Consider the following 19,805-nt stretch of genomic DNA (forward strand, 5'->3'; position numbering starts at 1 on the left):
GTCGCTCCCCCGGAGCCCGAGAGTGAATTTCCGAATGGCACGTACGCTTCACTCGGAGATCGCCCCATGCTGCCACGCGTTACCGCCCTGCTCACAGGCGTTGGCTTCTGTGCCCTGGCCCAAGCCGCGCCCACTCACTACCCGCTGACGGTGGAAAACTGCGGCAGCCAGATCACCTTTGCGCAAGCTCCCACCCGCAGCGTGACCATCGGCCAGGCCGCCACCGAGATGCTGTATGCCCTGGGCGTGGCCGATAAAGTGGTCGGCACCTCGCTGTGGTTCAACAGTGTGTTGCCGCAGTACAAGGCACAGAACGATAAAATCGAGCGCCTGGCCAACAACGAACCGAGCTTCGAAGCCGTGATCGCCAAGCGCCCGCAACTGGTGGCCGCCGAGCTGGAATGGGTGGTCGGCGCGCAAGGTGTGGTCGGCACCCGCGAGCAGTTCCATGAACTGAAGATCCCCACCTACCTGCTGCCCTCCGACTGCGAAGGCAAGGACAACCTGGTGGGCGCCGACGGCACGCGGCTGGAGCCGTTTCGCATCGAGACTATCTATAAAAGCATCCGCCAACTGGCGCAGATATTCGACGTGCAGGAGCGCGGCCAGCAGCTGAACGACGAACTCAAGGCGCGCCTGGCCAAATCCGTCGCCACCGTGCAGGGCAAAGGCCTCAAGCAGGCCAGCGCGCTGGTGTGGTTCTCCAGTGCCGAGATGGCCAGCGATCCATACGTGGCCGGCCACAAGGGCATCCCCGAATTCATGCTGCAAACCCTGGGCCTTTCCAACGTGGTGCAGTCCGATGAAGAGTGGCCCGCCGTGGGTTGGGAAACCATCGCCAAGGCCAACCCGACCTTCCTCGTCATCGCGCGCATGGACCGCCGCCGCTACCCGGCCGACGACCATGAAAAGAAACTCGCCTTCCTGCGCAGCGACCCGGTAACGCGCAACATGGACGCGGTGAAAAACAACCGCATCATCATCCTCGACGCCCTGGCGTTGCAGGCCAGCATCCGTATGTTCGACGGCCTTGAACAACTGGCCACGGCCATCGACGGCTACGACCTGCCAAAATGATGCGCGCCCTGCTCGCCCTGGCCCTGCTCCTGGTTGCCGTCCTCGCCGGCGTGGCCATTGGTGAAACCGCCATCTCGCCACAGGTGGTGCTCCAGGTACTCGCCAACAAACTGTGGGGCGCCGGCTACGTGCTCGACCCCATCGATGAAGGCGTGGTGTGGAACTACCGCCTCACCCGCGCCCTGGTCGCCGCCGCCTGCGGTGCCGGGCTGGCCACCTGCGGGGTGATTTTGCAATCGCTGTTGCGCAACCCGCTGGCCGATCCCTACTTGCTGGGCATCAGCGCCGGCGCTTCGACCGGTGCGGTGCTGGTGGCGTTGATGGGTGTGGGCGGCGGCTTGGTGTCGTTGTCGGCGGGCGCGTTTATCGGCGCGATGGCGGCGTTTGCCCTGGTGATCCTGTTGGCGCGGGCCAGCGGTTCGGTCAGTGGCACCGGCCAGATCATCCTCGCCGGTATTGCCGGCTCGCAATTGTTCAATGCGCTCACCGCGTTCCTGATCACCAAGTCGGCCAGCTCCGAACAGGCGCGCGGCATCCTGTTCTGGCTGCTCGGCAATCTAAGCGGCGTGCGTTGGCCCTCGGTGTGGCTGGCGGTGCCGGTGGCGGTCGCCGGCTTGGCCGTGTGCCTGTGGCACCGCCGGGCGCTGGATGCGTTTACCTTTGGCAGCGACTCGGCGGCGTCCCTCGGTATTCCGGTGCGCCGCGTGCAATTTGTGCTGGTGGGCTGCGCGGCGCTGGTGACGGCAGTGATGGTGTCGATTGTCGGCTCTATCGGTTTTGTCGGGCTGGTGATTCCCCATGCCGTGCGCCTGTTGCTTGGCACCGGGCATTCGCGGCTGTTGCCCGCCAGCGCCTTGGGTGGCGCGTTATTCCTGATTGCGGCGGATGTGCTGTCGCGCACGCTGATCAAGGGCCAGGTGATTCCGGTCGGCGTGGTCACCGCGCTGGTCGGTGCACCGGTGTTTGCGCTGATCCTGATCGGCCGGAGGAATGCGCGATGAGCGTATTGAGCTGCCGCGGGCTGGGCTTCAAGGTGCGCGAGGCCGAGTTGCTGCGGGATGTTCATCTGGACGTGCAGTTGGGTGAAACCCTCGGCATCGTCGGCCCGAATGGCTCCGGCAAATCCACCTTGCTCAAGCTGTTGGCCGGGCTACGTGCACCAGCGTCCGGCGAAGTGCTGCTGGGCGGCCAGCGCCTGGGCACGCTGTCCCGCCGCGCCATCGCGCAGCAACTGGCCGTGGTGGAGCAACAGGCCGACACCGACGACGCCATCCGCGTATTCGACGCCGTGGCCCTGGGCCGTACGCCATGGTTGTCGGCGCTGAGCCCGTGGTCCAGCGAGGACGATGCCATCGTGCGCCAGGCCCTGCGCGACGTCGACGCCACCCACCTGAGCCACCGCGCCTGGCGCAGCCTCTCGGGCGGTGAACGCCAGCGCGTGCACATCGCCCGCGCCTTGGCGCAACGGCCGCAGATTCTGTTGCTGGATGAGCCGACCAATCACCTGGATATCCAGCATCAGCTGGCGATCTTGAAGGGTGTGCAGGCGCTGCCCGTGACGACCTTGATTGCGCTGCATGACCTTAACCAGGCACTGACCTGTGACCGCCTGGCAGTGTTGGATCGCGGGCGGTTGGTGGCGCTGGGCAAACCGCTGCAAGTGCTGACGCCGCAGCGGTTGCACGAGACATTCGGCGTGCAGGCGCATTACCTGACGGACCCGTTTGATGGGGCGCAGATCCTGCGGCTGCGTTCCGCTTGATACTGGAATAGCGGTTTATCGTGGCGAGCGGGCTTGCCCGCGTTGGGCTGCGAAGCAGCCCCAATAAGGCCGCTGCATTCCTCCAGGTCGAACCGGGGCGCAGGGTTTCAGGGCTGCTGCGCAGCCCAACGCGGGGCAAGCCCGCTCGCCACAACAGGCCTACAGGGACCGCTGCATATGCGTCGTCCGCCACACCGGGTCTGCTTCCACATCCACCACCTCGAACCCCTGCCGAACCCAGAACTCAATCGCCCCCGGCAAAAATGGGTGGGTATGCAGGTACATCACCTCAACCCCATCCGCCTGCGCCAGCGCTTCCAGTGCGCGGTACAACTGCCTCGCCAGGCCAAAACGACGGAAGGCGGGAAGCACAAACAACCGCACCACCTCCACCGTCTTGCGGCCTTGGTAATTCAACTGCGGGAAACGTCCATCATAGGGTAGGTAGCCAATGGCAGCGACAATCTGCCCCTCAGCGCAAGCGATCAGAAATTGCCCATGGCCCTGCAGATAGACCGCCTCGAAACGCGCCAAGTCTGCCGGCATCCCCTCTGCATTGAGCTTGGGGAAAAGCTCGGAACGAGCTTGCAGCACGAACCTCAATACCTCAGGGATATCCGCCGTCGCGACCGCCTGAATGCTGAGCCTTGGGCTCATACAATGGCTATCTGCGTAATCCCCAACACCTGCGCCTGCTCCAGAATTTCTTCCGGGCTTGCATCCGCAGGGGGCAGGATCAAGCCATTCTCGGCATCGCCGAAATGCAGCTGCAGGAGGTGCAACGCCGCCTCATGTATCGACAACCGGGATTGCTCAAGTTCGAACACGTGGGTGCGGGATTCATCGTTGAACAGGTAGCTGAGGGTGTATTCGCGCATGGAAAAGTCCTGGGAGGTGAAGAAGAGCAGCTGATTAACCTGACTCATCGATCAGTTTTTAAGTTCAATGGATCAGCCTTTACCGTCTTGCCGGCAGCACTCACAGGCGCAACTCGCACACCCCACTGCCCTTTATCCCAGACGTACGCACGCTTACATGGCGGCTTGAATGATCATCTCCCCAGTCGGGCACTGATCCACTGGCGGCTATAAGCAAGCACGCTCCCCCCCATCACCACCGGAAAATGAATAAACCCATGCGCCGCCTCCGGCAACAAATGCGCCTCAGCCCCCGGCCACCGCTCCGCGATCAACAGCGTGTCATCCTTCAGCGGGTCCAATTCCCCCACAAACATCAACGCCGGCGGCAGGCCCTCGAAGTCGCCATACAACGGTGACAACGGCGGCTGCCGACGCTCATCATCACTCAACCCCGGGGTCAGCATGCGCAGCGCCTCGACCATGCCCGGGCCGTCCAGCAACAAGGTGTCCGGCCCCGCCGCGCGCACGCTTGGGGTGCCGGTAAGGTCGTAGACGCCGTAATACAACACCGCCCCGCATACGCGCTGGAGCAGTTGCGGCCATTGCTTCAACGCCAGCAATGTCGCCGCCGCCAAGTGCCCGCCGGCCGATTCGCCGACCACGAACACCGGCAGGCCGACAAATTCATCGGCCGTGAGCAACCAACGCGCCGCCGCCAGGCAGTCGTCCATCAGCCCTTGCACCGGCGTGTCGACCGCCAGCCGATAATCCACCGACACCACCGCCACCTCGCAGGCGTTGACCATGCCCAGGTTGAGGTCGTCATCCATCTGCGCATTGCCGATCACCCAACCGCCACCGTGGATATCCAGCACCACGCCCTTGGGCTTGCCGCTCGGCCGCAGGATGCGCACGGGTACGGAGTCGACCAGTTTGCATTCAGCAGCCGGCGCTTTCTTAAGCATTTGGCTGGTGCGCAACAGCGCCTGGATCAGGCGCGGTGTGACGCGATTACGGATCTTGAAGCGCGGCATCCAGGCCAGCTTCTGGTTGAAGCGGCGCATCTCGGCCAGTTCCGGGTCACTGGCGGGCCAGGTTCTGTGGGCCATCAGCGGTTATTCCGCAGGATCGAAAAGTTCAGCGCCGCTGCCACGCACAGCCACGCCAGGTAGGGGAACAGGATCAAGCCGGTGATCAAATCCAGTTGCACCGCCAGTACCACCATGGTCGCCACGGTCAGCCACAGCACCGCAATAATCACCATCCCGGCCAGGATGCGATGGGCGCCGAAGAACACCGGCGTCCACAAGGTGTTCAACGCAATCTGCGCGGCCCACAAGGCCAGCACCATTTGGCTGCCCGGGATGAGGCTGAGGCGGTAACCGGCCCAGGCCAGTAAGAGATAGATGATCGTCCAGGCCACCGGGAACAGCCAGTTGGGTGGGGTGAAGCTGGGTTTGACCAGGGATTCGTACCAGGCTCCCGGCTTGAAGATAATGCCGGTACTGGCAGCGGCGGCGCAGGCGAGCAGGAAGATGAAGAAGGTCATGGACGGTCCTTGGCTGGGTATTTCAACTTTGACGCGTAGGACGCGGGTAAAAGTTCACTGCGATTCAGGGCATCACGATGTTCAGCCAAGGCCAGCGCGCCTGATAACTGCGGGCCTTCTGCACAAACAACGCCCGCTCAGGATGCAGTGGGTTGATGCGCAACACGCCCTGCTCCACATCTTCCAAGCCATAAGGCGCATACACCTCCCCCGTGGCAATCTCCAGGCCGATGCACGTGCCCGCCACCAGGTAACGGTCAATCCCCTGCCTCGCCGAGTGCAGCTGCGGGTAAGGCCGGCCAAAGCGCTCGCCGTACCACAGATGCACCCGCGCCTGGTTCTTCACCTCGACGTTGACGCCCAGGTCCTGGAACAAGCGCTCGGCCGCACGGATCACTGCGTCTTCAGCCTCGTAGGACAGGTCGGTATCGAAGTAGAAAACGTCGTAGTCCTTTACGCCCTGGGCCGCCGGCAAATTCGACTGATGATTCCACACCGCCTGGAACAGGCAGCCCGCCGTGAGAAAGCACTGGTCCACACCCAGGTCGGGCAGGCGCGCGGTGATTTCGGCGTTGATGGGGTTGGCCATGGCCAGGTTGAGCAAGGTTTCGACAGTCAATGTCATGGGCTCTCCGTTATCCGTGACGCGCTCGAACGGCAGAGGTTACACCACGGTGTGGAGGGTTTCGTGACAGCAGGATTTCTATACACTTTGCCGCGGGCTAAAAACCGGCCCCAATCGTCAAGGATAAAACGATGCGAATCACCACCATGGCCCTCGTTGCCACCAGCAGCCTGTTGCTAACCGCCTGCAGCGAGAGCCCTTCCGACACCGACATTCAAGCCGCCCTGCAACCCCGCCTGGAAGGGGCTTCCTGCATCAGCGCGCCGATGTTCAAAGACTTCCCCGTAACTCTGGGCGACAGCTTCACCCGCAGCGTGTCCAAGGGCAACGCACCGGCCTTCGATGCGCTGGTCGATGCAGGCCTGTTGGTCAAGAGCGACCAGACCTACACCCTCACCGAACCAGGTAAAGCCGCCCACGTGCCCCAGGCCTCCGGGTTCTGCTACGCCCAGGGCTATGAAATCGCCAGGGTCCAGAGCACCGAGGTCAACACTGACCAGATGGGACCGGCCGTGGAAAAATCCTGGCAGGTGACCGTGGACATCCGCCAGAAGCCCGTCGCCCCGTGGGCGAAAAACCCGGCGATTGAGAAACTCACGCGCCACCCGGAAAACCTCTCCGAAGCGCCAAAGACCTACCACGTGACCGTCGGCCGGGTGAAGGGTGAACCAGGGTTGCAGTTGATCGACCCGCGCTTTTCGATCTCACGCGGGATCAGCGTCAGCCAGGGCTTCTGATCTCAGCCCTTCAACTCACTAGCCCGATGCGCCGCCGCGTCGTCGTAAACCACATACAACGACTCGGCGACCTGGCTCTTGATGGCCTTGGTGGACTCAAGGCCCAGTACAAAACCCTCGGCCTTGCCGCCGGCGCGGTTGAGTTCCTCAGGGGTGGCGGCGCCGGTGATGGCGTCGAACAGCTTGGTGGCGTGGGGGCCGACGCCCTTGGGCAGGCTGATCTGGTCGATGGACATGGGCGATACCTTAAAAGAGAGAATTCGGTAGCGCGTGGAACCACTGCCGGGGTGGCATGGTAGACCGGCTGGCACAGAAAGGCGCGGCTTTTGCGCATATCGCGCTCACCGGGCGGCCTTTTTCATGACACTGCCCCACAACACCGTGATAGCGCTAAGCTGGATCCCCCACCCGCCCCGCAGGCCCAGCACCATGACGCTCTCCCCCGACTTCACCCCCTGGGCCTCCCTGCTCGGCGGCGCACTGATCGGCCTCAGCGCCGGCCTGTTCATCCTGCTCAACGGGCGCATCGCCGGTATCAGCGGCCTGCTCGGCAGCCTGCTGGCCAAACACGCTGAAGGCCGCGCCGAAAAAGCCCTGTTCCTGCTAGGCCTGCTCGCCTCGCCCTGGCTGTGGTCACTGTTCGCCACCTTGCCCGGCGCGTCGATCCAGGCCGGTGGCGCCGCGCTGGTGCTGGCGGGGCTGCTGGTAGGCCTCGGCACCCGCTACGGCGCCGGCTGCACCAGTGGGCACGGGATCTGTGGGCTGTCACGCCTGTCGCTGCGCTCGCTGGTGGCGGTGGCGTGCTTCATGGGCAGCGGGTTTGCCACTGTCTACATCATCCGCCATCTGATGGGAGCCTGAGCGTGCGCAAACTGACCGCCTTGATCGCCGGCCTGCTCTTCGGCCTGGGGCTGTACCTCAGCGGCATGACCAACCCGGCCAAGGTGCTCGGGTTTCTCGACCTGGCCGGCGAATGGGACCCGTCCCTGGCGCTGGTCATGCTCGGCGCGCTCGCCGTCAGCAGCGTGTTCTTCTACGTCGCCAGGCAGCGCCGCACCGCGTTGCTGGGCGCGCCGATACAGATGCCGACCAGGCGCACCCTCGACCGGCGGCTGGTGCTCGGCAGTGTGGTGTTTGGTGTCGGCTGGGGGATCGCCGGGCTGTGCCCCGGCCCTGCGGTGGCGCTGTTGCTGACCGGGCAATGGCAGGTGGGGGTGTTCGTGTTGGCGATGGCGCTGGGGATGTGGCTGTTTGAGCGGATTGAGGCGCGCAGGTTGGCCAAGGCTTGAGGCACGGGCAGGCGTTTGTGCTTTATCTCCATCCGCCTGCGGCCTACATTGAACGCCTTATCGATCAACCCCGAGGTCAGCCCCCATGGCACGCATCGTCCGGATTCACGCCTACGGCGACGCCAGCGTCTTGAAACTCGAAGACGTAGACGTCCCCGCCCCCGCCGCCGATGAGGTCCAAATCGACGTCAAAGCCTTCGGCCTCAACCGCGCCGAAGTGATGTTCCGCAACCACGCCTACCTGCAGGAAGCCGAATTCCCCAGTCGCTTGGGCTACGAAGCGGCCGGTGTGGTGATAGCGGTCGGCACCGGTGTCACCGACCTGCAGGTGGGCGACGCCGTCAGCGTCATCCCACCGCTGGACATCGCCCGCTGGGGCACCTATGGCGAAGTCGCCAACGTGCCCGCCCACCTCGCCGTCAAACACCCGCAAACCATCAGCTTTGTGCAAGCCGCCGCGTGCTGGATGCAATACGTCACCGCCTGGGGCGCCCTGGTGGAACAGGCCAAACTGACCCAGGGCGACACCGTGCTGGTCACCGCCGCCTCCAGCAGCGTCGCCCTCGCCGCCTTCCAGATCGCCCGCAGCGTCGGCGCCACCGCCATCGGCGTGACCCGCACCCGTGCAAAAAAACAGGCGCTGCTGGATGCCGGCGCAGCGCACGTCATCGTCAGCGACGAAGAAAACCTGGTCGAACGCGTGATGCAACTCACCCACGACCAAGGCGCCCGCGTGGTGTTCGACCCCATCGGCGGGCCGGGCTTCGAAGCCCTCACCCAGAGCATGACCCGAGGCGGCATCTTGCTGGAGTACGGCGCGCTGAGCTCGGAGCCGACGCCGTTTCCGTTGTTTACCGTGTTGGGCAAATGCTTGACGCTCAAAGGGTATCTGTACGCCGAAATCGTCGCCGACCCGGCGGCGTTGGCGCGGGCCAAGGCGTTCATTCTGGACGGGCTGGCGTCTGGCGCATTGGCGCCCGTGATTGCGAAGACATTTGCGTTGGATGAGGTGCAGGAGGCGCATCGGTTTTTGGAGGCGAACCAGCAGGTGGGGAAAATCGTGGTGACGGTGTGAGGGCGGTGTCCTAGGACAATTCCCAAAGCTGGGCAGTGGCTTGCCCGATTGCCTACGCGTGGGTCAGAATCCGCCGGCTTGTGCGCTGGGGTGGTCGAAACTAAGGTGGCGCGGTCGCTGAATTTCTCGGTGATCGGGTTTAGTAGCCCGGATCGGTTATCTGAATGTGCATGAGCTTCATCAGTCAGACATAACGTCTGTGCTTGATGGCGGCTGTGCGCAGGGCGTCCTCGGACGCGCCGGCTTTAGATATCCACCGGTCTACTAACCTGCGTACAGCTGCCACCCACTCGTTTAGTAGCGGGGAGGTGGTGGCCCAAGTCAGGATATCTTTATGTCTCACGTCATGCAGGATTCAACCGTGCTCTTTCGCGTTGCTCCAGACGCAAGCAATGAAGCCCTCATTGCCAATAGCTACGAAACCTTCGCCTCTGTCAGTACCCTTCTGCTCGATCTATCCGACGATCTGAGCGGCAAACATCGAGATATTGCACTGGCTATCCACCAATTAAGTGAGCTAGGCGTACTCCTCACTGCCAAACTGCTGGACCGCGAAGTGCCTTCCACAGACTGAGCGTTAACACGTTAAACCCAGATATTCGGCGCAAAGCTCTGCGTCGTCGTATGCTACGTGCGACGACGTTACAGCGGGATCACCATCGTTTTTTGAACCTAAGGTCAACCACAACGCTTTCAGCTCTGCCGCTTATTCGGTCGATTTTCGAGGGCATTGATGGCAATTGAGCCTAAAATTTTTAGGAAATGAGGCTCGAAATCCTGTTTAGGAAGGTGGTTTGACTGACAGTCATCTGAATGGAAAAACACACAATTTAGCTAGAAACAACAAAGCTTCGACCTGCAGATTCGCGGAAACCTGGTTTAGATCCCCATACATTGAGAAGCAGATTCAGAGCCCATAAACTCATGGCACAGCTGTGGCACGCAGCAAAGAACCGTTTCAATCCCTCCTCTCACTCACATGCCATCGCTGTATACTACACACCTAGCTCCATCCAGATGTGGCGAGCCATCACGGTAGACACCTAACGCCGGAAACTAATTATGAATACAGTTGAATTCACCAGAGGCACGAACGGAAAACCAGTTGCTTCGACCGCGCTGGAAGAGTGCCTTGCAAACATTGTAGGTTTAGATGGAAGCTGTTTTTTTGGATACCCTTTGATCGCCACCCCAGAAGGTAAATACTTTGTTGATGCGACATTACTAAGTCCCGACAAAGGGATAGTCTTGTTTGACATATTAGAAGGTCAAAACATTGGAAACTACTCTGAACGCCAAGACGACCTCGCGAATAAAATTGAGTCAAAACTAAAGCTACACAAAGACCTTATGAAGGGTCGAACTTTGATCCCACAACTACATGTAGTAACATTTGCACCAGCTATTGGTGATGTACAAGCCCTTGCGGAAGATGGCTACCCTCTAGCAAATGAAGGCAACTTAGCTAACATTGTACGAGAGCTAACCTGGGAAAATTCTGATGACGAAATCTATCGCTTAACGACCTCAGCCATTGAGAGTCTATCTTCAATCAGAAAAAGTAGGTCTAAGCGTGATGTAATAAGGCCCGACTCTCGCGGGGCAAAACTAAAAAAACTAGAAGATTCAATTGCAACGCTGGATTACAGACAAAATCGCGCCGTCGTTGAAACCGTAGAGGGTGTTCAACGAATTAGGGGGCTAGCAGGATCAGGTAAGACTATAGTTCTCGCACTTAAGGCTGCGTACCTTCATACTCAGCAACCGGACTGGCGCATTGCAGTAACTTTCAACACTCGATCTTTGAAAGCACAGTTTAAGAGATTGATTAATAATTTTTGTATTGAGCAGAGCGGCGAAGAGCCGGACTGGACTAAGCTTCGAATTCTCAATGCTTGGGGTGCACCCGGAGGAATCGAGCGGGACGGTATTTATTATGAAGCATGTCGACAAAGTGGCGTTGACTTCTACGACTTTCGTAGCGCAAGCCTGAAACATGGAGGAAACAACAAAGCGTTTGACGGTGCTTGTCGTGATGCTTTGAGCAAAATACAGGCACCGATTGAAATTTACGATACGATTCTTGTTGATGAAGCACAGGACTTCTCTCCGAGCTTTTTGCAGTTATGCTATTCGATGCTTAAGCCTCCAAAGCGCTTAGTTTATGCATATGATGAACTGCAAAACCTATCTGGAACTTCACTTCCACCACCAGAAGATATTTTTGGTGCAGATGATAGGGGCAATCCGTTAGTCTCATTGGAAAGAGACCCTCGTAAAGACGTAATTCTACAAAAGTGCTACCGAAACTCACGCCCAATTCTTGCAACAGCCCACGCGTTGGGTTTTGGAGTTTATCGCCCCCCACTAAAAGGTACCGACACAGGCCTTGTTCAAATGTTTGAACAACCAGCCCTATGGGAAGAAATTGGCTATAGAGTTCACGACGGAGAACTATCGAAAGGGCACAATGTATCTCTGGAACGCACCGATGAGACCAGCCCTAGATTTTTGGAAGCCCACTCTGCAATTAATGACTTAGTACAAATAATAAAATTTTCGACCGAATCCGAACAAAACGATTGGATCGCTGAACAAATTCAAAAAAATATAAATGAAGACGAGCTGAGACATGATGACGTCATTATCATAAACCCGGACCCCATAAGCGCGCGAGAGCGATGCGCCCCCATCAGAAAGTCCTTGTTTAGTCGAGGAATCCAGAGCCACCTAGCAGGGGTAGACACGGACGCTGACGTATTTTTTAGGTCCGATATCGGCTCTGTCACATTTACCGGGATTTTCCGAGCCAAGGGAAATGAAGCTGGCATGGTTTACGTGATAAATGCTCAAGACTGTGATGGTCATGGTGCTGGCCTATCCACACTGCGAAACCGCTTATTCACAGCAATTACGCGAAGTAAGGGCTGGGTTAGAGTTGTTGGCTACGGCCCTGGAATGGATGGACTACTACGAGAATTCGAAGAGCTCAAAAAAAATGCATTCCGATTAAATATGCAATATCCAACCGATGAACAGCTAGGAAAGATTCGAATTGTCCATCGCGACTTATCAACTCATGAGAAAAAACGTTTAGAGCAGAAAAAATATAGTGCCCAAGAGCTAACTGAAGCTTTGGAAACCGGCGAACTTATTGCTGAAGACCTTGATGATGACACTCGACAGAAACTACTCAAGTTACTGAGTGGGCAGAAATGAAAAAAAACCCATCTCCATCTCATCAAATCCGCGAGGACCTAGAGCACTTAATTTCGGAGCTAATAGGAAATGGTTTATCTGACGATCAAAATTTCCCAGCTCTTCGACAGACCGGAAACAACAAATGGGAGGTTTCTTTTCAAGGAGCAGAACATATATCTATTGCCATGTCAGACATAGACTATGACATCATATATTCTGAACTGCTAGAAAAACGGTCTTTTAATGTCAAGCTGGTCGATGGCGGATTACTTCAGCTATCGTATATTTTTGATGACAACTCACTCATCAAACATCGCTTGGCGTATTATCCATCTCCGAGCCTACGTTCATTCCAAGATGACCCTGAGCTATATATGCGGGAGGAGGTATACGTAGACATTGTCTCAAGGCGCTTAATTCCGTTCCCCTTAAGATTTGACTACGACGTACTGGCAGCAAAAGATATTATCCACCCCACGTGTCACCTTACTTTGGGTGATGTAGAGGGTTGTCGTATCCCGGTTGGTTGCCCCCTGACTCCACGGCAGTTTATCGAGTTTGTAATACGAAACTTTTACCAAACGGAGAAATATGACTTCATCTCGACTTTTCCAGGGCATAAATTATTTTTCGGCTCGAGCATCAGTCCAAACGAGCAAAAACTAATTCACCTAAGTGTTCCCGGCGCGACTTAAGCTCGAGATAGGAGGTGTGGGGAGGCAAGAGGACTCCCCACACCCGACAGCGAAGCACGCAACCAACGTGAAACTAGCAGCCACCGCCCCCCTTTGCAATTAATTAAATATTCACCATACATCCCGTATATAAACCTTTCACTAACAACCCTATCCCCTCCCCCAACTGCCCATACCCCATCACCGCGTTCTCCGCGTACACGGTAATAAACAACGTCTTCAACCCCGGCCCCAGCGCCATCCCCGCCTCGGCCATCTGCCGCCCATTCACCCCGCCCGTCAGCCCCACATCCGTCACCAGCAAATCAATCGGCACATCCGGGCGCAGCAGTTTCAGCCCCGCAGCGCTGTCGGCTGCTTCGATCACGGTGTAGCCCAATTCACCCAGTACATCGGCGAACAGCATGCGGACGGTGGATTCGTCGTCCACCAGCAGTACGGTTTCGCCGTGTTGGGCGACTTCGATGGCCACTTGCCCCGGTGTTAGTTAATCACCCGGCGCGGCGCCGTGGTGACGTGGGAGGTAGAGGGACACGCAAGTGCCTTCGCCTTCGGTGGAGTGGATGTGCACTTGGCCGCCGGATTGTTGGGCGAAGCCGTAGATCATCGACAGGCCCAGGCCGGTGCCCAAGCCGAGGGGTTGGGCGGTGTAGAAGGGTTCGAAGGCGTGGGCCACGACGTCGGCGGGCATGCCGGTGCCGGTGTCGGTGACGCTCAGGCGCAGGTACGGGCCTTCGCGCAGGTCATGGGCGCGGGCGGTGTGGGCGTCGAACCAGTGGTTGCTGGTTTCGAGCAGGAGGCGCCCGCCTTCGGGCATGGCGTCGGGAGAAAATCGGGAGAATTGGGGGTCAGACCACGTTTTCAATAATGGTGGTCTGAGCCCAATTCCGTTTGATGCGAATCAAATAAGGAATAGGCGATGGAAAAGCTAAAGTGTCTGGAAAGCGGTATCGAAGGATTCGTTACGCTTTTGAAAGGAGGACTCGTCGCTCGTTCCCTGATTTCGAGAGCAATCACAATCAGCGCGCTGAATTGAGTGGCGTCTGCATCTGGCCGATTTCTGCCTATCATAACTGACCGATATCTACCAAAAGCGGCGGTCGACGGACACAATCGGCCCGCTTTAGCAATTCAGGTTGAATTACCTCTAGAACGCAGCCGCGTCGTTGATAGCAGCCTCATAGGCATGCTTTTCAAATGTGAAGGGGCCAACGACATCTATAATTTGAGGCTCTTCATAGCCGTTCTCATAAGCAAAGGAATCCCACGTGAAACAGTCATCGTTTTGGCAAACAGATACTGCGTAGGCGCCACACCCGATGTCGCCGCACTCGGGGCAGATGTAAAGGAGTATCCGACCGCTCTCTGTTTCAGCTGGCTCGCGTAATAGCAGACGAGAACTAGATTGTTTGTTTTGCTCCGGGAAGCCCTTGACGAAACAGCCCATGAAATCGGAATGATCACCAGCTGCCATAACGAGAGCACTGAGCAACGAACGTTCGTTTATCTGAAAATCGATGGAGAGTCGTTCGGCCACGGTGCAGCCATTTGAGGCGCTTCCCGGACGAAACAACTGTTGAAATGTGAGGGAGCTGGTGTCCATTCCTGCGAACCGCTTTATGCACTGAATTGGCGTGGAATTACATACAACATCGTGGGTTGGTACAAGCCAAATTTCATCGGCCGACTGACCACTTTTGGCCGATAGCCCACAGTCATCCGCTCCCTCCTCCGCAGCAGAAAACTTCCCCCTCCCTCCCCCCAACACCTCCACCGCATTCTCCGTGGGGGTCAGACCACGTTTTCAATAATGATGGTCTGCCCCCTATTTCTGCGTTTTCCACACAAGGCTTACAACCCAAGCCCATACTGAAACAACGCCATATCCATCACCCGCGCCGTAGGATACGGCAGTTCCAGACGCCCCGTTTTCAACGGCAGGGGTGAAGGATTCAGTTGCTCCACCACGCCCGCCAACGCCGTCAGCCCCTTCCCGCTGGCGGTGGTGATGAACGCGCGACGTGGGAACAGATCGCGGCAGGCGGCAATGTAGAAACGGTCCAGCGCCGGGCACTCTCCCCAGACCCCCATCAGGATTTTGGTCTTGAGGGTGTCGGTCCAGGAGACGTTGGTGGCCAAGGTCTCCATGGAGGCCAATACGCTGTCCAACAAGGCTTGGTTGTACGCCAGGTCCGGTGCGCCGGGTGCGAAATTATCCAGGGACAGTTCAAACAACTCCGGGCCCTGGCCGGTAAAAAGGCGCTTGGCCAAGGCTTTCATCAGGTCCAGGTTGCTGTTCTGCAGCAGGCCCGAGGAGCCACGGAACATCCCCCAGTTCGCCAGGTAGAAGCCGATATGCAGGGCGGTGGTGTCGATCTGTTCTTCGCTGATGAGGTCAGCCCAGCGAGGGCGGGATTCGTCCCAGATGTATTCATAGAGAAACTCCCACGCCTTGAGTCGGGGGTAGTCGTTACCCGGTGAGGGCTGGATATTCTGGTAGTAGATCTGGGCGTAGCGATTGACATCGAAAATCATCATCTGGCTTCCTGCGCACGGCGTTCCTGTTGATCACATCAGCAGAGGTTATCGACAGCGCGGGCGAGATATTGAATACGCCCTCCCCCAAGCACCCGCCCCACGTTTACACTGGCGCCTTTTGCGCCGCTCACGCAGGGAAGCACTCGATGTCCACCGATCCGCTATGCCTGGTTTTTGTCCCCGCCCTTGTGGCTGTACTCACCGCCGCCGAGGCGAAAAAAGGCACGCCGCTGACCGAAGCCGAAGTGTGTGAAATCCGCGATGCAGCCACCTGTATCGCGCTGCCGTTCAGCACCGCGCTGGCGATGGAAACCGAGCGAGGTTATCCAGATATCGTCGCCGAAGACTGCTGGAGTGAGTGGCAACGGCTACGTGCTTCGGTTGCCTGACCCCGCTTATCGACCCCCTTACGAATGGAATCGACACCATGCTCAACTCCCCGCGCCCGTTCAAGCCACTCATCTGCCTCACCCTCCTCGCCGCCCTCAGCGGCTGCGGCGCATTGACCGATGTGCGCTCGTTCTCCACGCCCTACGCCACGCCCACCAGCGCTGAAACCGTGCGCCTGCGTGTGATGAGCGATGGCATGGTGCGCGCCGTGCCCAATTCCAACTGCATCAACTTCCGCCTGCCCGGCGCGGGGGTGATGGTGGCCAATCGAGAGGGCTATGCAGACCGCAACGGCGAAAGCCTGGGCATGGCGCCCGTGGAGCGGTATTCGGATGGCACGGTGATGAGCGAACTGCGGGTGCCGGCCGGGCAGCCCATCGCGTTTCACTACATCGGCAATCGTTGCTACAACATGTTCACTTTCGTGCCTGAGGCGGGGATGGACTATGAGCTGGATGCAGCGGGTCGCTATAAGTGCGGGGTGACGCTCAAGCGCATGTTGGTCGGCAAGATTGAGGGCACTCGGGTGCCGTTGGGTGAGAGCAAGTTGTGCAATTGGGGCGATAACTTCTGAGCCACGTCTCGCCCTCAGCTATGCAACGGCAACGCCACCCCGAACAACACAAAGAACCCACCACAGACTTTATTGAACCGCCGCCCGGTGCGGGCCAACCATGGCCGCACCCGGTGCGCGGCGCTGGCCACCAGGTATTCGACGACGAACTCCACCACGGCGTAGGTCAGCGCGATGATGGCGGTCTGCGTGATGATGTTTCTGTGGGGGTCGAGGAAGGGTGGGATAAACGCGGTAAACAGCAGCAACGCCTTGGGGTTGGAGAGGGCCGAGACCAACCCTTGGCGGAACAGCGACCAGCGTCGCAGGCTGGAAGTGGCCGCTGTTTCCAGGCTGACGGGGGCGGCGCGCCACAGTCCGTAGCCCAGCCAGATCAGGTAGAGCCCGCCGGCAATCTTCAAAGCCGTGAACGCGGTGGCCGAGGCCTGGATCAGTGCGCCCAGGCCCAGCGCGCACAGCGCAAGCACCAAGGCAAAACCGAGCACGCCGCCGCTGATGGTGAACAGGGTTCTGCGACTGCCGTGCAGCGCGCCATGGGTCAGCGCCAGCAACGCATTCGGACCTGGCACCACGGATATCCCGCAGCAGGTGATCAGGTAGAGCAACCAGGTCTCGAAGGGCATGATCAAGTCCGCAATGGGTGGTTTTGACTGCTATCTTGCAAATGAACAACGGCCGTGAAAAGCGCATAATTCACGTCGCAGCCATTCGATTAACGAATAAAGGTTATCGCCATGTCTTCCAGCGATTTGCAGATCGATTGGCTCAAGTGCTTCGTCGCCGTGGTGGATGCCGGTTCGCTGTCGGGGGCGGCCCATGAGGTGAACCGCTCGCAGTCCGCCGTCAGCATGCAGATGAAAAAACTCGAGGCTGCCCTGGGCCGGCCCTTGCTCAACCGTGGCCCGCGGCACCTGCAACTGACCGATGACGGCCAGACACTGCTGGGCTATGCCCGTCGCATGCTCGCCCTGCACGCCGAGACCCAGGCAGCGTTTCACGGCGAGGCGTTGACCGGGCGTATCCGCCTGGGGGTGGCCGAGGACTACGCAGCCAAGTACCTCACGCCGCTGCTCAAACGTTTTGCGCCGCGTTATGCGGGGGTCGACATCGAGCTGACCTGTGAACAGTCGACCGCCCTGATCCCGCGTTTGCGCAGCGGCGACCTTGATCTTGCGCTGGTGTCCAGGGACTCGCCGCACACAGGGACGTTTCTGTTCAAGGAGCCGATGGTGTGGGTCGGCTCCGCGCAATTCGAGCTGTGGCGCCGCGACCCGGTGCCTATCGCCGTCTACGAAAGCGAAAGCCTGGCGCGCCGGTATGCGGTGAATTCACTGGCGCAACAGGGCCGCCAGTTCAAAGTGGTGTACAACAGCTCCAGCCTGGCCGGCCAGCTCGCCGCCGTGGAAGGTGGGCTGGCGATTGCTGCGATTACGGAGTGCACCGTGCAGCCGTCCTTGCAGGTCTTGAGCAGCGAACACGGCTTGGGCGCTATCGAACCGATGGAGGTGTCGATTCTACGTAGTCGGGCTTCGCGCGGATCCAAGGCGGTCAACAGCCTGCATGGGTTTATCATCAGTGCGCTTAGAGCTCAGGCGTAGCCCTGGCGCGTCGCGCTATCTGGACACCGAGGTGATCCCATAGCAGCCTCGCTGAAGCTCGACAGCGCCTATAATTGATCTGCATTCGGAGCTATACATGGCCCTGTCCAAACGTGAAACCGTTGGTATCGAACGCCAACTGGTCGCAGCACTGACTGACGCCTGCGAAACAGCGAAGGCTGAAATCCCGGGGTTTGAATGGCTGACGCACACGGTCAACTACGCCGACTTCCCTCAAAGCCTGCGCATCACCTGGGTCTTCGACACCCGCGCCAATAAAGACCACGCGGTGGCGACCGGGTTGGACGCACGCATCCGCGAACTCACAGCCGCGGCCCTGCACGATGCCGACATCCCACCCGTGCCGTTGCCGCGCTGCGTTCAACTTGACTCCGAAGAAGCCTGCCAAACCCAGCACGGCGGCAATTGGCGTTTGCGCCTGACCCGCTCAGCCAACTAGAGCCTGGCGCCCAACTGCTGGATAATGCCTCGCCCTGCTCTCCGCCCGCTGAAAAGGAAATCCCGCCCCATGAAGTTGCCGCTTTCCGCTGCCCTGCTCGCGTCTGCCCTACTGTCGCCTTCGATGGCCCACGCCGACGACGCCGCCCTGGTCGACACCCTCAAGGCCTTCACCCGCTGCGACGCGAGTTTTTTCAGCAGCCTGAACACCCACCGCGACGCCTGGCAGGCCTACGCGCCGCTCAAGCAAGAGAAGGACTTCAGCTGGATCGCGGTGCGCGATCGCACCGACCCCAAGGCCACCGCCGTGCCGGTGAGCGCGCCGGCCATCGCCGGTTTGAAGTTGCTGTCCTACAACGATGAGGTCAGCGATCTCGGCCCGTTGGGCCTGTATTACTTCTGGGGTTTCACGGTGGACGGCAACATTGATGAGGTCGCGCAGCGCTTTGCCGCACTGCTGGACCAACCCGCAGCGCTGCAAAAAGGCGAAGGGCAATACACGCGCAGCGAGCTGAAGGTGGGCAACAGCTGGCAGGCGATCAAGCCGATGCCGGGCAAGGCACCGGGGCTGCGCCATGTGGAGCGGGTGCTGATCGTGGAACCGGAGGGCCAGCATTCCCGTGTGAGTTGTTCGGTGCAGGGCGGTGTGACTCCCGGCCTGGTCGCGCTGCTGCGGCCGGACATCGCGCCGGTCGATTACCCGCGCACAGTGGCCGACACCAATCTCGCCGATGTGCCGGTACCGCCCACTGTGCTCCAGAGCCTCGATGCACCGTTGTTGCAGCCCAGGTTCAAGACGTTGAGCTACACCTACCTGTCGAGGAATGCCGCGGGCAAGGACGCGCCGATCACCATCCGGTTCAAGGCCGAGGGCGGTTTGCTGGTCAAGAATGAGGCCTACGGCAGCGCCTTCAATGTGGACCGACTGATGTTGGCGGACCTGATCCAGCTGAAATCGAAAATGAACGGTGTAGGCGAAGGCCAGGTGCTGCAGACCCGCGAGGCCGAGGTAAAACTGCCGACCAGTTGGGCAGCGGGCCAGACCCTGAGTGCGCACCTGAAGATGGCCAATGTGCCGGTCAAGCCCACTGACAAACCGACCGAGACCACCTTGACCTGCAAGGTCGGCGAGCGCTTCCCGGCGCGCCAGGTGTTTGCATCGTTGACAGGCGATGCCATCCGGCTGGCCTGCGAACAGGACGGCTACACGTCGTCGCGCGCGTTTATCGAGGACCTGGGGGTGGCCCTGACGCTGGAGTCGACGTCGAGCCAGACCCACTATGTGAATGAAATCCAGACGCTGGATGTGGTGCGCTGATTAGGCGCTCCACCCCACGCAAGAACACACCGACGCGCCGGCTGATCGCCCATTGTGT

The 19,805-nt window shown here is 59.4% G+C and carries 24 protein-coding genes and 1 pseudogene; 15 read left to right on the forward strand and 10 right to left on the reverse strand.

The window, feature by feature from the left end; translation table 11 throughout:
* Positions 1-66 precede the first annotated feature (66 nt).
* From LUU92_RS19365 to LUU92_RS19375, 3 genes are read left to right on the forward strand one after another with little or no spacing between them, the layout of a single operon-like run.
* Positions 67-1,077 (forward strand): ABC transporter substrate-binding protein, encoded by a 1,011-nt coding sequence (locus LUU92_RS19365; protein WP_071490122.1) that lies wholly within the window; start codon positions 67-69, stop codon positions 1,075-1,077.
* Positions 1,074-2,078 (forward strand): FecCD family ABC transporter permease, encoded by a 1,005-nt coding sequence (locus LUU92_RS19370; RefSeq protein WP_257102498.1) that lies wholly within the window; start codon positions 1,074-1,076, stop codon positions 2,076-2,078. Before LUU92_RS19365 ends, LUU92_RS19370 begins: the two co-directional genes overlap by 4 nt.
* Positions 2,075-2,839, forward strand: a complete 765-nt coding sequence (locus LUU92_RS19375; protein WP_257102499.1) for an ABC transporter ATP-binding protein — start codon at positions 2,075-2,077, stop codon at positions 2,837-2,839. The genes LUU92_RS19370 and LUU92_RS19375 overlap by 4 nt, the downstream gene beginning before the upstream one ends.
* Positions 2,840-2,998: 159 nt before the next feature.
* On the opposite strand, the gene LUU92_RS19380 is transcribed toward LUU92_RS19375, so the two are convergent.
* The 5 genes from LUU92_RS19380 to LUU92_RS19400 form a co-directional block, all read right to left on the reverse strand.
* Entirely contained in the window at positions 2,999-3,496 is a 498-nt protein-coding gene (locus LUU92_RS19380) for a GNAT family N-acetyltransferase (RefSeq protein ID WP_257102500.1), read from the reverse strand.
* Entirely contained in the window at positions 3,493-3,717 is a 225-nt protein-coding gene (locus LUU92_RS19385) for a hypothetical protein (protein ID WP_071490201.1), read from the reverse strand. Before LUU92_RS19385 ends, LUU92_RS19380 begins: the two co-directional genes overlap by 4 nt.
* 173 nt (positions 3,718-3,890) lie before the next feature.
* Entirely contained in the window at positions 3,891-4,808 is a 918-nt protein-coding gene (locus LUU92_RS19390) for an alpha/beta hydrolase fold domain-containing protein (protein ID WP_257102501.1), read from the reverse strand.
* Positions 4,808-5,248, reverse strand: a complete 441-nt coding sequence (gene tspO / locus LUU92_RS19395; RefSeq protein ID WP_222540100.1) for a tryptophan-rich sensory protein TspO — start codon at positions 5,246-5,248, stop codon at positions 4,808-4,810. The genes LUU92_RS19390 and tspO overlap by 1 nt, the downstream gene beginning before the upstream one ends.
* Positions 5,249-5,312: 64 nt before the next feature.
* Positions 5,313-5,873, reverse strand: a complete 561-nt coding sequence (locus tag LUU92_RS19400; protein ID WP_257102502.1) for a nucleotidyltransferase family protein — start codon at positions 5,871-5,873, stop codon at positions 5,313-5,315.
* A gap of 131 nt (positions 5,874-6,004) precedes the next feature.
* On the opposite strand from LUU92_RS19400, the gene LUU92_RS19405 reads away from it, so the two are divergent.
* Entirely contained in the window at positions 6,005-6,610 is a 606-nt protein-coding gene (locus tag LUU92_RS19405; RefSeq protein WP_071490129.1) for an SEN1982 family lipoprotein, read from the forward strand.
* Positions 6,611-6,612: 2 nt separating this feature from the next.
* On the opposite strand, the gene LUU92_RS19410 is transcribed toward LUU92_RS19405, so the two are convergent.
* Positions 6,613-6,846 carry a hypothetical protein gene (locus LUU92_RS19410; RefSeq protein ID WP_058425621.1) on the reverse strand — a complete coding sequence of 78 codons (234 nt, stop codon included), beginning with the start codon at positions 6,844-6,846 and terminating at the stop codon, positions 6,613-6,615.
* A 193-nt stretch (positions 6,847-7,039) separates the two neighbouring features.
* On the opposite strand from LUU92_RS19410, the gene LUU92_RS19415 reads away from it, so the two are divergent.
* The 6 genes from LUU92_RS19415 (at position 7,040) to LUU92_RS19440 (ending at position 12,870) form a co-directional block, all read left to right on the forward strand.
* Positions 7,040-7,471 (forward strand): YeeE/YedE family protein, encoded by a 432-nt coding sequence (locus LUU92_RS19415; RefSeq protein ID WP_071490130.1) that lies wholly within the window; start codon positions 7,040-7,042, stop codon positions 7,469-7,471.
* Positions 7,472-7,473: 2 nt separating this feature from the next.
* Positions 7,474-7,899 (forward strand): DUF6691 family protein, encoded by a 426-nt coding sequence (locus LUU92_RS19420; RefSeq protein WP_093124750.1) that lies wholly within the window; start codon positions 7,474-7,476, stop codon positions 7,897-7,899.
* A gap of 85 nt (positions 7,900-7,984) precedes the next feature.
* The gene (locus LUU92_RS19425) at positions 7,985-8,974 is read left to right on the forward strand and encodes a zinc-dependent alcohol dehydrogenase family protein (RefSeq protein WP_257102503.1); all 990 of its coding nucleotides are present in this window, start codon (positions 7,985-7,987) and stop codon (positions 8,972-8,974) included.
* A 334-nt stretch (positions 8,975-9,308) separates the two neighbouring features.
* Complete coding sequence (locus tag LUU92_RS19430; RefSeq protein ID WP_257102504.1) at positions 9,309-9,548, forward strand: DUF6124 family protein; 240 nt, start codon at positions 9,309-9,311, stop codon at positions 9,546-9,548.
* Positions 9,549-10,036: 488 nt separating this feature from the next.
* Positions 10,037-12,193, forward strand: coding sequence for a DEAD/DEAH box helicase (locus LUU92_RS19435; RefSeq protein WP_257102505.1), 2,157 nt, complete (start codon positions 10,037-10,039; stop codon positions 12,191-12,193).
* Positions 12,190-12,870: a DUF2290 domain-containing protein gene (locus LUU92_RS19440; RefSeq protein WP_257102506.1), complete on the forward strand. Its 681-nt coding sequence runs from the start codon at positions 12,190-12,192 to the stop codon at positions 12,868-12,870. The genes LUU92_RS19435 and LUU92_RS19440 overlap by 4 nt, the downstream gene beginning before the upstream one ends.
* A 103-nt stretch (positions 12,871-12,973) precedes the next feature.
* Here the strand turns inward: LUU92_RS19440 and LUU92_RS19445 are convergent.
* The 3 genes and pseudogenes from LUU92_RS19445 to LUU92_RS19455 all read right to left on the reverse strand — a co-directional run.
* Positions 12,974-13,693, reverse strand: a pseudogene (locus LUU92_RS19445) (ATP-binding protein); the annotation flags it as partial.
* A 324-nt stretch (positions 13,694-14,017) separates the two neighbouring features.
* Entirely contained in the window at positions 14,018-14,473 is a 456-nt protein-coding gene (locus LUU92_RS19450; protein WP_257102507.1) for a hypothetical protein, read from the reverse strand.
* Positions 14,474-14,721: 248 nt separating this feature from the next.
* On the reverse strand, positions 14,722-15,405 hold the full coding sequence (locus tag LUU92_RS19455; protein WP_071490203.1) for a hypothetical protein: 684 nt from the start codon (positions 15,403-15,405) through the stop codon (positions 14,722-14,724).
* Between the two features lie 149 nt (positions 15,406-15,554).
* Between LUU92_RS19455 and LUU92_RS19460 the strand changes: the two genes are divergently transcribed.
* Positions 15,555-15,797, forward strand: coding sequence for a hypothetical protein (locus tag LUU92_RS19460; protein WP_071490140.1), 243 nt, complete (start codon positions 15,555-15,557; stop codon positions 15,795-15,797).
* Between the two features lie 38 nt (positions 15,798-15,835).
* Positions 15,836-16,372, forward strand: coding sequence for a hypothetical protein (locus LUU92_RS19465; protein WP_257102508.1), 537 nt, complete (start codon positions 15,836-15,838; stop codon positions 16,370-16,372).
* A 14-nt stretch (positions 16,373-16,386) separates the two neighbouring features.
* On the opposite strand, the gene LUU92_RS19470 is transcribed toward LUU92_RS19465, so the two are convergent.
* Positions 16,387-16,995: a LysE family translocator gene (locus tag LUU92_RS19470; protein WP_071490142.1), complete on the reverse strand. Its 609-nt coding sequence runs from the start codon at positions 16,993-16,995 to the stop codon at positions 16,387-16,389.
* 111 nt (positions 16,996-17,106) lie between these two features.
* Here LUU92_RS19470 and LUU92_RS19475 point away from each other — a divergent pair, with 111 nt between their 5' ends.
* The 3 genes from LUU92_RS19475 to LUU92_RS19485 all read left to right on the forward strand — a co-directional run bounded on the left by LUU92_RS19475 (position 17,107) and on the right by LUU92_RS19485 (position 19,747).
* Complete coding sequence (locus LUU92_RS19475; protein WP_071490143.1) at positions 17,107-17,970, forward strand: LysR family transcriptional regulator; 864 nt, start codon at positions 17,107-17,109, stop codon at positions 17,968-17,970.
* Between the two features lie 97 nt (positions 17,971-18,067).
* Positions 18,068-18,430 (forward strand): hypothetical protein, encoded by a 363-nt coding sequence (locus tag LUU92_RS19480; RefSeq protein ID WP_071490144.1) that lies wholly within the window; start codon positions 18,068-18,070, stop codon positions 18,428-18,430.
* 69 nt (positions 18,431-18,499) lie between these two features.
* Entirely contained in the window at positions 18,500-19,747 is a 1,248-nt protein-coding gene (locus LUU92_RS19485; protein WP_222540106.1) for a hypothetical protein, read from the forward strand.
* The last annotated feature ends 58 nt before the right edge of the window (positions 19,748-19,805 follow it).

The sequence above is a fragment of the Pseudomonas extremorientalis genome (assembly GCF_024584605.1).
Taxonomy (GTDB): Bacteria; Pseudomonadota; Gammaproteobacteria; order Pseudomonadales; family Pseudomonadaceae; genus Aquipseudomonas; species Aquipseudomonas extremorientalis.